15 protein-coding genes are annotated in these 11,823 nt (G+C 44.5%); 9 read left to right on the top strand and 6 right to left on the bottom strand.

Annotated elements, in window-relative coordinates; all coding sequences use genetic code 11:
* Positions 1-12 precede the first annotated feature (12 nt).
* The 7 genes from AC0J2F_RS10500 to AC0J2F_RS10470 are packed head-to-tail and all read left to right on the top strand — an operon-like array spanning position 13 to position 5,664.
* Positions 13-531, top strand: coding sequence for a GNAT family N-acetyltransferase (locus tag AC0J2F_RS10500; RefSeq protein WP_473007606.1), 519 nt, complete (start codon positions 13-15; stop codon positions 529-531).
* Entirely contained in the window at positions 518-1,258 is a 741-nt protein-coding gene (locus tag AC0J2F_RS10495; protein WP_473007605.1) for a M15 family metallopeptidase, read from the top strand. The genes AC0J2F_RS10500 and AC0J2F_RS10495 overlap by 14 nt, the downstream gene beginning before the upstream one ends.
* Before the next feature lie 51 nt (positions 1,259-1,309).
* Entirely contained in the window at positions 1,310-2,092 is a 783-nt protein-coding gene (locus AC0J2F_RS10490) for a M48 family metalloprotease (protein ID WP_473009386.1), read from the top strand.
* Positions 2,093-2,143: 51 nt separating this feature from the next.
* Entirely contained in the window at positions 2,144-3,661 is a 1,518-nt protein-coding gene (gpmI, locus tag AC0J2F_RS10485) for a 2,3-bisphosphoglycerate-independent phosphoglycerate mutase (protein WP_473007604.1), read from the top strand.
* A gap of 4 nt (positions 3,662-3,665) precedes the next feature.
* Positions 3,666-4,067: a BT0820 family HAD-type phosphatase gene (locus tag AC0J2F_RS10480; RefSeq protein WP_473007603.1), complete on the top strand. Its 402-nt coding sequence runs from the start codon at positions 3,666-3,668 to the stop codon at positions 4,065-4,067.
* A 1-nt stretch (position 4,068) separates the two neighbouring features.
* Positions 4,069-4,887 (top strand): type I methionyl aminopeptidase, encoded by an 819-nt coding sequence (gene map, locus AC0J2F_RS10475; protein WP_473007602.1) that lies wholly within the window; start codon positions 4,069-4,071, stop codon positions 4,885-4,887.
* A 3-nt stretch (positions 4,888-4,890) separates the two neighbouring features.
* Complete coding sequence (locus AC0J2F_RS10470; protein WP_473007601.1) at positions 4,891-5,664, top strand: class I SAM-dependent methyltransferase; 774 nt, start codon at positions 4,891-4,893, stop codon at positions 5,662-5,664.
* Here AC0J2F_RS10470 and AC0J2F_RS10465 read toward each other — a convergent pair.
* From AC0J2F_RS10465 to AC0J2F_RS10455, 3 genes are all read right to left on the bottom strand, one after another.
* Positions 5,661-6,707 carry an FAD:protein FMN transferase gene (locus tag AC0J2F_RS10465; protein ID WP_473007600.1) on the bottom strand — a complete coding sequence of 349 codons (1,047 nt, stop codon included), beginning with the start codon at positions 6,705-6,707 and terminating at the stop codon, positions 5,661-5,663. The two genes, AC0J2F_RS10470 and AC0J2F_RS10465, sit on opposite strands and share 4 nt — an antisense overlap.
* Positions 6,661-7,020 (bottom strand): Na(+)-translocating NADH-quinone reductase subunit F, encoded by a 360-nt coding sequence (locus AC0J2F_RS10460; protein WP_087523216.1) that lies wholly within the window; start codon positions 7,018-7,020, stop codon positions 6,661-6,663. Before AC0J2F_RS10460 ends, AC0J2F_RS10465 begins: the two co-directional genes overlap by 47 nt.
* 174 nt (positions 7,021-7,194) lie before the next feature.
* Positions 7,195-8,211 (bottom strand): T9SS type A sorting domain-containing protein, encoded by a 1,017-nt coding sequence (locus AC0J2F_RS10455; protein ID WP_473007599.1) that lies wholly within the window; start codon positions 8,209-8,211, stop codon positions 7,195-7,197.
* A 48-nt stretch (positions 8,212-8,259) separates the two neighbouring features.
* Between AC0J2F_RS10455 and AC0J2F_RS10450 the strand changes: the two genes are divergently transcribed.
* Complete coding sequence (locus tag AC0J2F_RS10450; RefSeq protein WP_473007598.1) at positions 8,260-8,832, top strand: hypothetical protein; 573 nt, start codon at positions 8,260-8,262, stop codon at positions 8,830-8,832.
* A gap of 16 nt (positions 8,833-8,848) precedes the next feature.
* Here the strand turns inward: AC0J2F_RS10450 and AC0J2F_RS10445 are convergent, their stop codons facing one another.
* The 3 genes from AC0J2F_RS10445 to AC0J2F_RS10435 form a co-directional block, all read right to left on the bottom strand.
* A complete protein-coding gene (locus tag AC0J2F_RS10445; RefSeq protein WP_473007597.1) occupies positions 8,849-9,397 on the bottom strand; it encodes a phage tail protein in 549 nt (182 codons plus the stop codon).
* Between the two features lie 18 nt (positions 9,398-9,415).
* Positions 9,416-9,964, bottom strand: coding sequence for a hypothetical protein (locus AC0J2F_RS10440; protein ID WP_374958535.1), 549 nt, complete (start codon positions 9,962-9,964; stop codon positions 9,416-9,418).
* A 106-nt stretch (positions 9,965-10,070) separates the two neighbouring features.
* A complete protein-coding gene (locus AC0J2F_RS10435) occupies positions 10,071-10,625 on the bottom strand; it encodes a phage tail protein (protein ID WP_374958536.1) in 555 nt (184 codons plus the stop codon).
* A 135-nt stretch (positions 10,626-10,760) separates the two neighbouring features.
* Between AC0J2F_RS10435 and AC0J2F_RS10430 the strand changes: the two genes are divergently transcribed.
* Positions 10,761-11,795: an SAM-dependent methyltransferase gene (locus tag AC0J2F_RS10430; RefSeq protein WP_473007596.1), complete on the top strand. Its 1,035-nt coding sequence runs from the start codon at positions 10,761-10,763 to the stop codon at positions 11,793-11,795.
* Positions 11,796-11,823 lie beyond the last annotated feature (28 nt).

Below are 11,823 nucleotides of genomic sequence, written 5' to 3'. Positions count from 1 at the left end.
TAAATTAGCCCTATGAAGGTGATCTGCGAAACTCCAAGAACCTATTTACGGGAATTTCTCCTCAGTGATGCGGAGTCCTTTTATCAATTGAATTTGGATTCTGAAGTAATTCGCTACACCGGTGACGCTCCTTTTAAGAGTGTCGCAGAAGCGACAGACTTTATTGCCCAATACGACCAATATGAACGGTATGGCTATGGCCGTTGGGCCGTCTGCTTAAAGGAAGATGATTCTTTTATTGGTTTCTGCGGATTGAAATATCACCCAGAAGAGGAGCTCACAGAAGTGGGCTTTCGATTTTTTCGCAACCGTTGGAACCAAGGATTTGCCACCGAAACTGCCAAGGCCTGTATCGACTTGGGTTTCGAAGACTTTGAGCTAGCCGCCATTTATGCTCATGCGGACCGAGAGAATGCCAGTTCGATACGCGTGTTAGAAAAATGTGGCCTTAATTTTGTAAAACCCATAGTCTATGATGGTCAATTGGCCAACCTCTATTGCCTAAAACGCCAAGCCTATGAAACGTATTGAATTTATAAAAACGACTGCTTTAGCAACTGCCGGTTTACCCTTGCTGAGCGGATTTAGAATTCCTATGGATCAAGACCTTATTCCCAAAGCACTCCTGATGGGCTATGCCAACGACCAATTGGTTGGAACCGACTACCAATTGGAGCACCAAACTTGGAGCGCTTTTGAAAAGATGAGCGCTGCAGCAGCAGCAGACGGCATACAGATTGAAGTCGCCTCTGCCTTTAGATCTTACGACAGACAACTCGCCATTTGGTCTGGTAAATACGACAGATTCACCAAGGCGGGCATGTCTCCGCTGGCCGCTATGGAAAAGATCATTGAATATTCTACCATTCCAGGTACATCTAGACATCATTGGGGTACCGATATAGACCTCATTGATGGTGGGGCCAGCCCAAGACCCAAAAGCGTTCTAGAACCACAACATTTTCACGGCAAAGGTCCGTTTTGCAAATTCAAAGAATGGATGGACGCCCATGCCGAATCCTTTGGTTTTTTTGAAGTCTACACGAACAATGCAAAACGCAAAGGTTTTAAATATGAACCTTGGCATTTCAGTTATAAACCTGTTTCTCAAAAATATCTAGCAGCTTACCTGAAACTGGATATAAAATCGGAGCTAGAACGCCTCGAAATCCCAGGATCAGAACATATGAATGTGCAGTTTATCGAAAAATACCTACAAGACAACATTTCGGATGTAAATCCGGATTTGTTGCCCTAAGCCCAGCACTTATTTTTTGTACTTTGAAGCCTACAAAAAATAAGTGTCATGTTGCGAAGAGGTAATTGGAAGATCAGAATACTATTTGGCTTGGCCATTGTGGCTTTTGCCTATTTTAAACGCTGTAGCAATACAGAAGTCAACCCCTACACCCAAAGAGAGCAGGTAATCTCTATGGAACCCGACCAAGAGATCGCCATAGGCTTACAGGCCATGCCTCAAATGAAACAACAGCACGGCGGCGATTTTCCGAATCAAGACCTACAGAATTTTGTAGATCGCGTTGGGATGAAACTAGTAAACAACAGTATTGCCAACGACACGCCTTACCGTTATGAATTCCACCTCTTAGCAGACGATCAGACCATTAATGCCTTTGCATTACCTGGAGGACAGATCTTTATCACTTACGCCCTACTTTCAAAACTGGACAATGAAGACCAATTGGCGGGAGTGCTCGGGCACGAGATCGGTCATGTATTAGGAAGGCATTCTGCAGAGCGCATAGCAGAAACAGAATTCTGGCAAACAGTCTCGCAAGGAGCCTCTGTCGGCGCAGATGCCGGAGGGCTGGTTGCAGGAATAGGTCAAAATGTGCTTTTGGGCAACGGTCGTGATGACGAGCTCGAAAGTGACGACTTGGGCGTGCTCTTTATGATGCAGTCCGGGTACGATCCGCAGGAAATGATCGGAGTGATGGAAGTATTAAAGGCCGCAGCAGGCCCTAACCGCGTTCCGGAGTTTCAAAGTACCCACCCAGACCCGGACAATCGCATGGACGAAATCCGAGCTTCTATCAAAAAGTACCGAGAACAAGGCATAGGAGTTAATTAAGGCCTGTTAATTGTCGATGATTTGGTGTAATTTTGCAGCAAAACATCGCCCATGAGTAAGCAGGTTTTATTGATGATTCTAGATGGTTGGGGAATGACCCAAGACCCTAAGGTCTCTGCTATTGCCCAAGCCAATACTCCTTTTGTTGACAGCCTTGCGACAAGCTATCCACATGCCCAGCTACGCACAGATGGAATGCACGTAGGCCTACCAGAAGGCCAAATGGGAAACTCGGAAGTAGGCCATATGAATCTGGGTGCAGGACGTATAGTTTATCAAGATCTGGCCAAGATCAACAAGGCGGTCAAAGAAGGCACCCTAGCACAAGAACCCGTGCTCCAAGAAGCATTCAACTACGCTAAGAACGAAAATAGAGCTGTGCATCTGTTAGGCTTAGTATCTGACGGAGGTGTCCACTCGCATATCAATCATTTAAAAGGACTTTTGAACGTGGCGGAAGACCACGGCCTGTCTAAGGTATACGTACACGCTTTTACTGATGGTCGTGACGTAGACCCTAAAAGTGGCAAGGGCTTTTTAACTCAGCTTAAAAAACACCTCAAGGAATCTACGGGAGAATTGGCCAGCGTTATTGGACGCTATTACGCCATGGATCGGGACACCCGCTGGGAACGGGTCAAAAAGGCATATGATCTTTTAGTGCACGGTAAAGGAAGTCCGAGTACAGATATAGTGGCTAGCATGCAAGAAAGCTATGACAACGATATTACCGATGAATTCATAGAACCCATCTGTATGACAAAGAACGGGGCTCCTGTAGCGACCATAAAAGATGGAGATGTGGTCTTGTTCTTTAACTTCAGAACAGATCGCGGACGGCAACTCACACAAGCCTTGAGTCAACAAGCTTTCCCGGAACAAGAGATGAAGCCTTTAAAGCTGCACTATGTAACCCTTACCAATTACGACGATAGTTTTCAAGGCGTAAAGGTGATCTACGACAAAGAGAATCTGAACGACACCTTGGGCGAGGTTTTAGAGAAGGCCGGCAAGACTCAGATCCGTATAGCGGAGACGGAAAAATATCCACACGTTACCTTCTTTTTCTCCGGAGGTCGAGAAACACCTTTTGAAGGAGAGAAACGGATCTTATGCCCTTCTCCTAAAGTAGCTACTTACGACCTCAAGCCCGAGATGAGCGCTTTTGAGATCCGCGATAAGATCATTCCTGAGATAGCTAACAAAACGGCTGATTTCATTTGTCTGAATTTCGCCAACCCGGATATGGTAGGACATACTGGGGTTTTCGAAGCCGCGGTGAAAGCCTGTGAAACGGTTGATAGCTGTGCGGCAGATATTGTTGAGGCTGCTTTAAAAGAAGATTATGATATTCTGATCATTGCCGATCACGGAAACAGTGAGACCATGATCAATCCGGACGGTAGTCCACACACGGCACATACTACCAATCCGGTGCCGCTTTATTGGGTAACCAATCAGCCCGCCAGTATTGCCAATGGTATTCTGGCCGATGTAGCACCGACGACCTTAGCACTTATGGGCGTCTCTATACCACAGGCAATGACGGGTAAGATCTTAACACATTAAGCGATTGGAAGAAACGCGTAAAATAGCTGTAGATTTTGACGGAACCATAGTTGAAAATGCCTATCCGCGAATTGGCAAACCCATGCTCTTTGCTTTTGATACCATGAAAAAGCTACAAGACAAAGGGTTCCGACTTATCTTGTGGACTTATCGACATGGGAAAAGCCTAGACGAGGCGGTGGTCTTTTGCAAGGAGCATGGCGTAGAATTCAATGCGGTAAACCAAAGCTTTCCAGAAGAAGAGGCTACAGACGATGTGTCACGCAAGATCAATGCAGATATCTTTATAGACGATCGGAACATTGGCGGTATGTGGGATTGGGGCCTGATCTATCAAGAACTTATAGGTGAACCTCCGCAGCAAACCAAAAAATCCAAATCATTATTCCCCTTTTTAAAACGATAATATGATCATTCCAAAGACTGCCGAAGAAATTGAACTCATGCGCGAAAGCGCTTTGATCGTATCTAAAACCTTAGGGATGCTGGCCAGCGAGGTCAAACCCGGAGTAACAAGTCTGCATTTGGACAAACTGGCCGAGACCTTTATTCGCGATCATGGAGCCATTCCAGGTTTCTTAGGCTTATATGACTTCCCCAACACCTTATGCATGAGCCCAAACGCTCAGGTAGTTCATGGAATTCCCAATGACACTCCTTATGAGGAGGGAGATATCATCTCTATCGATTGTGGGGCTATAAAAAATGGATTCTACGGAGATCATGCTTATACCTTTGCTGTAGGCGAAATTGCTCCGGAGGTTGAACAGCTCTTAAAGGTGACCAAAGAATCACTCTACCTAGGTATTGCACAATTTAAAAAGGGTAATCGTACGGGCGATGTAGGCTACGCCATCCAACAGCATTGTGAACAACACGGCTATGGTGTAGTTAGAGAACTCGTAGGGCACGGTTTAGGCCGAACCATGCATGAAGACCCAGAAATGCCTAACTACGGCCGTAGAGGACGTGGCAAGAAGTTTATCGAGGGTATGACGGTGGCCATTGAACCTATGATCAATTTAGGCACACACCGCATTGAGCAACTCAAAGACGGTTGGACCATTCTCACGCGTGACCGAAAACCCAGTGCGCACTTTGAGCACAACGTAGCCCTGGTCAATGGAAAACCTGAATTGCTATCTACCTTTGGTTATATTTACAAGGCCCTTGGCATAACAAGTGACGAAGAAGAACCGTTTAGAGCCGAGGCCCTGGTGTTATAACCCATGAAGGCGATCTTTAAATTCTTTTTAAACCTTTTGCCCAGACCACTGCTGATTCGATTGAGTTATGTGGTAAGACCTATTTTGGCCTTTTTCATGCGGGGGCAACGCTATATCGACCCTATAGATGGTAGAGGTTTTCGCAGCTTCTTAGCTTACGGTTATGCCAAAACTCGAGAGAATGTGCTGTCTCCAAGCACTTTGTCATTAGAAAGACACCGTTTACTTTGGTTGTTTTTAAAACAAGAGACTGACTTGTTCACTAAGCCGCAAAAGCTCTTACATTTTGCTCCAGAACAGGCCTTTTACAAGCGTTTTAAAAAGATGACCCATTTAGATTATGTTACTACGGATCTCAATTCTCCTGTAGCCGATGTAAAAGCCGATATCTGTAATTTACCTTTTGAGGATTCTAGTTTTGATGTGATCTTGTGCAATCATGTACTAGAACACATTAAAGATGACACTCAGGCCATGCAGGAGTTATTTCGCGTCTTGCGTCCAGGTGGTTGGGGAGTATTTCAGATCCCACAGGATCTCAATAGAGAGTCCACCTTTGAAGATCCAAGTATAACCGATAAAGAAGAACGCACCCGAATATTTGGGCAATACGATCATGTTCGCGTCTATGGTCGTGATTACTTTGATAAGTTGCGGCAGGCAGGCTTTGAAGTAACTGCTGTGGATTATACCCAGACCATAGGCAAAGAAATGTCAGACACCTATAGATTGGCATGGGGAGAGCTTATCCCCTATTGCAAAAAACCGTCAGCTTAATCTCTGAGCAAAGGTTTAAATCCCGGAGAATAATAGACTGCAGTGGAATCTCCAATCGCATAGGTCAGATAGGCCTCTACCCCACTTAAACGGTTCAATAATTCTTTAGATTTCGCTAAACCTAAGGCCATAAATGTAGTGGCATAGGCATCTGCTTCTGCGCAGGTTTTCGCAACCACGGTCGCACTGGTAACATCGCTGGTCTCTGCGGAGCCAGTAAGCGGATTCAAAGTATGAACATAGCGTTTCCCACTGTTAGGGTCCACTCTAAATTTTCGGTAGTTCCCAGAGGCCGCCATGGCCAAATCTTGTAAACTGACCTTAGCTTGCAAGCCTCGTACTTCTAAATTGGAGTCTACAGCTTCTATACCGGTGATCCACGGAGAATTCCTTTCTATATTGGTGCCAGAGGCATATACCTCACCGCCAAGCTCGACCAAAAAATCAGTCAATCCTTGGCCCTTTATGTAGTTAGCTATCCTATCTATGCCGTATCCCTTTGCAATAGCGTTGAAATCAAAATAGATCTGTGGATGCGCCTTGGTAATGGTTCCGTCTGGGTTGAGTTTAACCTTATTGAACCCGACATAAGTCATTAATGAATCCAAAGTAATACTGTCTATTCGAGCCAGTGGTTTCTCATCACCAAATCCGTAGGCATTGCGCAGCACTCCTATTGTCGGATCAAAATAACCTTCGGATTCTTGGTGGATACGTTGAGCGAGCTTATAAACGTCCTGGAACATGGCATCAGTGATCTGAGTAGAATCACCCTTGTTGATCCGCGTGATATCACTGTCTTTCCAGTAGGTGCTCATGGATTGATTCACCGCATTGATCACCGAGTCTACACCAACGCTAAGATCTAATTTATCGCTGTGAAAATACTTGATAGAAAAGGTGGTTCCGAAAGCTCCGCCCTGTAGGGTGTGTAGCTGCGGATCTGTTTCTTGACACCCCACCGCCGAGAGCAGTAGGAGTCCAACAATACCAGTTTTAAATAATTTCTTGAAGTCCATGGTAGACCATAGTATATGATTCATCTTTTACCGGAGGTTTTGCATAGTCTGATCCGTGACCAAGTCCCACTCCGGCGTAGTAGGTCTTGGCGTTGAATTTATCGGCATGTTGTTTTATGGTTTGCATAAAGACAGGATCGTAAGCCTTTGCATCTTGCGGATAAGCAATGGCCCGCACAATAACAAAGTGAAGGTCTTTGTTCTTTAAGGCCACAAACTGCGGATCTTTTTTGAGCTTTGAATTCACCCCGAGGAATTCATAGCCTTGTTCTTCCAGATCTTTGCCCACAATATTCATGGCTAGATTATGTAATTCCTGTGCTGAGAGTGGTGTCATTTTGCTTATCATTTAGGCTTCTAAGATGCTTTGATTCGCGCTTATAAAAATAACCATTTTTCCTGCGGATTCAGCAATTCAAACTTCCAACCCAATCGCATACCAACTCAATTTCAGACATAAAAAAAAACCGGCACTTTAGTACCGGTTTATTCTATTTAGAGGCAATTCTAATTATTGCTTAATAACTCGCTTTACGATAGTACCTTCTGTGGTGTATACTTTCACAAAGTAGATAGCCGTATCCAAACCTGTAAGATCCAGATCCACACTATCGGTTGTACTAAAGGTCTTGTTTGTGATCAGTCTACCGCGAATATCGCGCACCTCAACCGCTTCTATCGTTGCCGAAGGAGCTACTACACGCACAAGGCCTGTAGTTGGGTTAGGTACCACACTCAAGTTGGTCAACTGATTGTCATTGGTGTTGAGCACTTTCTCTTCAAAGAACACTACGAAACGATCTTCGTCCATTCCAGCCTCAGCAGCAAAGCTATAGTTAGCCGTGCTTAGGTTGGTAATGGTTCCTGTTACCTTATCTTCTAGGTATACGTTCAGTTCTGTAGGCAAAGTTCCCAATTCAATATCATTCAACGAAATGGTGAACAATTGGTTCTCTTCTATTTGAGAACGGAATCCTACTTGGATCTCTGCTCCCATATCAAATGCCTCGCGAGCTTGAATTGTCAATTGCTCGCCAGTGGCCAAGGTAGAGAATAGAGAAACAGGAGTACCCAAACGCTTAGCGTCAAACTGCGGCTCAAAACCTGCAGTAGCTCCTTCCATAAAGGCCACCAACATCTGGCTACCCAATTTATAGGTCTCGTTCTTAACGTTTAACCACAGACGCACTTTAGAAGCGTCAAATGACTTGTAATCTGTATTGTTACCAACCACACGTTGATCGTTCTCATAGGTTACGGTTCCTGCGGCCAAAGCCTTGAATCCGAATCCCTGTCCAGAAGCGATATACTGCGTTGGAGCAGTTCCGCCATTGGCAGCAGCTGTACCTCCAACAGTAGCAACATACATAGAAATATCTCCCATATCGTAATTGGACTCGCGGTAACCATCGTAAGCAGCACTTGGTCCATTAATGTGGTTCCAAAAATAAAGTGTTCCTACTACAGTGCTATTATCGGCTACAAATACATCCGCGTCAATAGCAGAAGGATATGGATTAGCCGTCACATTTGCACTTGCATTCTGAGATCCGTTGTATCCGGCGGCAAAAGTCTAGTGGAAGCACTACAATTACAAGATTATATCACAGACTATATTACTGCGGATGCAATAACTTACAAAGCTCCAAAGGAGCATTTTGATATAATGGTATCGGAAACGATGGACAAAGGCCTTACAAGAGAGCCTCAAGTCAGGGTCATGCAAAACCTCTTACCCCAATTAAAGGCTACTGGTTTGTTTATACCTCAAACCATTGACGTGTATGGGGAGTTGACATTTTACGGAAAGGAACCTTACTTTGACCTCTATAAAGAGCTTCAGACTTTAGGTCCCTCTTATGAAACAACACAGCGAACGAAACTTTTTAGCATTGCGAAAGATGTTAGCTCTGAGCAGCCGTTTGAATTCGAATCTGAATGGATTCAAATTCCAGCAGATCTCACTGAAACACCAGACGCCGCGGTTTTTGCCGAAATACAAGTTTACAAAGAACGTATTTTGCCCAAGGCAAAATCATTGATTAGCAATTCGTATTGCATTCGTTCACTAATAGGGAAAGAAAACAAACACTTTAAGTTCTGTTATTCGACCGCAGGCACTCCAACTTGGAAACTACAGATCGATTAAGTTTTACAGCTTATTATTAAGAACGTGATGGAAAGATTCCCTGCAGGGCAATGATCCAATTGGTTACCGTTAATGGCTGAATGTTATTTACAGGAAGATTTGACCCTGTATTACCTACTGTCAATCCATTCAATGGCTGATCTGGTGTTGCCGAATTGAAACCTAAAGAAGGCACAAAAGAACGTCCAGATTGTTGCCCTGGAGTAGCTAAAGATGCTCCAGTAAATGGCGAACTCGCATTGGCATCTGCAGCACTTGCATTAAAACTCGCAGTATGTGAATGCGATGGCAGTTGAGTTACGTTAAGAACATTCGTCTCTGTTCCAATTTTCTGACCCATCACATAGTTGGAAAGGCCCGGTCCATTACCATTGTGCAAATTGATACGCCCTCTCAGATCCGGAAGTGCGAAAGTAGTTCTACCGTCTCCGCCGTACATGGTTCCTAAGAGTGAGAAAAGTGCTGTGTTAGACCCGATGGCTAAGAGTTGGCCGTCGCATCGAGCCCAAACTACAGGCGCGAAGTTGAAGCCCACACTCATGATTTGTCCAAGAAATGGTTCCATAATTTGTATTGGTTTTAGTTAAAGTGAAAAATTTAAGTTTATCGTGTTGTTGGTGAGTTGGTTCTTAACGGTAGGAAGTGTTTGGGCACCAAGAGCTTGGTGTTTTTCCCAGTGACTCGAATGCGCGAAGGCTTGCTTCTGATTCACACAGAGCAAACCGTAATTCTCGCGTCCGTCTTTAGAGATACGGAAATAGAATCGGGGCAACTCGCCCTTTTTTCCACCTGGCCAATCACTTTTAAAGCTGTAATCGCCATTGGAGTCAGTATGGAAATATCCTCGTTTTAGTTTCCAACTCGAATTCGCATCTTTGAACCAAACCTCTACTTTGGCATTGGCCACCGGCATTAAGGAATTTGCATCCAATATCTGGCCTTTAATCTCAAGGTGCTTGTCTAGTTTCAATCCGGATCTGAAATCGGTTTTCTCGTTGGAGTAACTTGAATATCCTGGAAAATTTGAACCTGGGTTGACGTTGGCTAGTGTTGCTGTTCCAATTAATGAAAAACCAACAGTAGCTACTGCTGAGTTGCGCAAGAATTTGCGTCTTGAATTGTCTGGTTTCATAATTGCGGTTAGTGATTGCTTAAGGTTAATAAAATAAATCGGTCTTGAATAAAAAAAGAGTTGCCCCGTGAGGAACAACTCTTTCGTCAAATGAAAGCCTACATTATTAATTTCTAGAAGGATAAACTCCCTGTAGCGCAATAATGTAGTTTACAACCTGTACAGGCTGCATATTGTTGGCTGGCTGACCACCACCGGTATTTCCTGTTTGCACGGAACTGGCATTTAGCGTTACATCTGGACTCGCACCATTAAATCCTTGGGTTGCCGTGAAGGTTCTCCCCGACAAAGTTCCCGGAGTAGCAATGGTTACATTTGCGGTTGCTGCGGATTGGGTAGCGTCTGAGCCACTAACATTTAAAGAAGCTGTATGGTTGTGGGGCGGCAAGTTAGACGCTTGTAAAAGCGTAGTTTCTGCACCTGTCTTTTGTCCTAAAGGACGAGGGGTGAGTCCTGGGCCGTTTCCGGCTCCGATAGGAGCACGACCTCTTAGATCTGGCAAGCCAAAGGTAGTTCTACCATCACCTCCGTAAGTGGTTCCCAAGATCGAGAACAAGGCGGTATTTTGACTGATCGATAATAGTTGTCCCTCACAAAGAGCCCAACCTCTGGGGGCAAAATTTCCCCCGAACATAATGATTTCTCCTATAAATGGATCCATAATAATATGATTTAAGTGATTTCCCGTTAATGAAGCTGTTTTATGCTTCTTTAATAAAACTAGTGGAGTCACTTTGCATGAGTAAGGGTATAAATACCCGTTTTCAATTTTAACGGGATGTCTTACCTTCGCCTTATGAAGAATTCCTTAAAGATCCTCGGTGAGATTGCCGACAGCCTTTACAACCCAGAGCTTCATTATCAGGAGCTTTTCAACGGGTGTCAAACCTATAAATCCCTTTTGTTGGAGATAACGGCAATAAAGCTCGAAGAAGAACAGCACCGCAACGATATATATACAGATGCTGGCCGTGCCGTTGGCACAGAATGGGCCATTCGCTGTGTAGAAGACATTATGCGAACTAGAGCGTACAGTAGTGCCGTATATCAAGCTGTCAAAGAGCTAAATGATACGTTGGATCGACCCGTTCGTTTGATCTACGCGGGAACAGGCCCATTTGCTACCTTAGTATTACCGCTCATTACGCGATTCAGTCCAGAAGAACTACAATTGGATCTGCTGGAGATTAATCCGGAAAGCGCTGCACATTTAAAACAAGTTTTAAAGCATTTCGAGGCAGAGGCCTATGTTCGGGAATTCGCTGTTACAGATGCTACTACCTACCAAATTACCGATCCAGAAGGCGTTGATTTCTTGCTGAGCGAAACCATGCAAGCAGGATTGGCGCAAGAACATCAGGTAGCCATTTGCTACAACCTCTTGCCGCAACTGTCGGAGCACACTGTTCTGATCCCAGAAAAGATCGCTTTAAAACTCTACGCCGTGAATCAAGATAAACAGCATCAGCATAAATTATCATTGAATCCAGAAGCGGAACCAGACTTCTACACAGATCTCGGCACGCTTTTTACATTAGACCGCCAGACAGTGATGCAACAATACGAAAAGATCAACGCACAAGGGCCAGAAGCCGAATTTGACGCAGTAGATATAGAAATACCGAAGGACACACACAGAAAACACCAACAACTGTCTATTGCCACGCAGATCTTCTTGTATAAAGATATTGAACTTAAGTTGGAAGAATCAGGACTCACTGCCTTGCGAATACTGCAGCCGCTTAATCCTATGATGCGAACAGTGCAAAATGTACGCAGCAGGTACTATACAGGCGAGGCTCCTGGTTTGGATTTTGAATTGAACGTTTAAAAAAACCCTCGGTTGTCGCCGAGGGTTT

The sequence above is a fragment of the Gilvibacter sp. CC01 genome, assembly GCF_055755295.1.
This window is presented reverse-complemented; position numbering and strand designations above follow the sequence as displayed.

Excerpts from the sequence above, each read along its gene's own strand:
- AC0J2F_RS10500 (WP_473007606.1), top strand. The coding sequence starts at position 13 with ATGAAGGTGATCTGCGAAACTCCAAGAACCTATTTACGGGAATTTCTC.
- AC0J2F_RS10495 (WP_473007605.1), top strand. The coding sequence starts at position 518 with ATGAAACGTATTGAATTTATAAAAACGACTGCTTTAGCAACTGCCGGT.
- gpmI (WP_473007604.1), top strand. The coding sequence starts at position 2,144 with ATGAGTAAGCAGGTTTTATTGATGATTCTAGATGGTTGGGGAATGACC.
- map (WP_473007602.1), top strand. The coding sequence starts at position 4,069 with ATGATCATTCCAAAGACTGCCGAAGAAATTGAACTCATGCGCGAAAGC.
- AC0J2F_RS10470 (WP_473007601.1), top strand. The coding sequence starts at position 4,891 with ATGAAGGCGATCTTTAAATTCTTTTTAAACCTTTTGCCCAGACCACTG.
- AC0J2F_RS10465 (WP_473007600.1), bottom strand. The coding sequence starts at position 6,707 with ATGAATCATATACTATGGTCTACCATGGACTTCAAGAAATTATTTAAA.
- AC0J2F_RS10460 (WP_087523216.1), bottom strand. The coding sequence starts at position 7,020 with ATGACACCACTCTCAGCACAGGAATTACATAATCTAGCCATGAATATT.
- AC0J2F_RS10445 (WP_473007597.1), bottom strand. The coding sequence starts at position 9,397 with ATGGAACCATTTCTTGGACAAATCATGAGTGTGGGCTTCAACTTCGCG.
- AC0J2F_RS10440 (WP_374958535.1), bottom strand. The coding sequence starts at position 9,964 with ATGAAACCAGACAATTCAAGACGCAAATTCTTGCGCAACTCAGCAGTA.
- AC0J2F_RS10435 (WP_374958536.1), bottom strand. The coding sequence starts at position 10,625 with ATGGATCCATTTATAGGAGAAATCATTATGTTCGGGGGAAATTTTGCC.
- AC0J2F_RS10430 (WP_473007596.1), top strand. The coding sequence starts at position 10,761 with ATGAAGAATTCCTTAAAGATCCTCGGTGAGATTGCCGACAGCCTTTAC.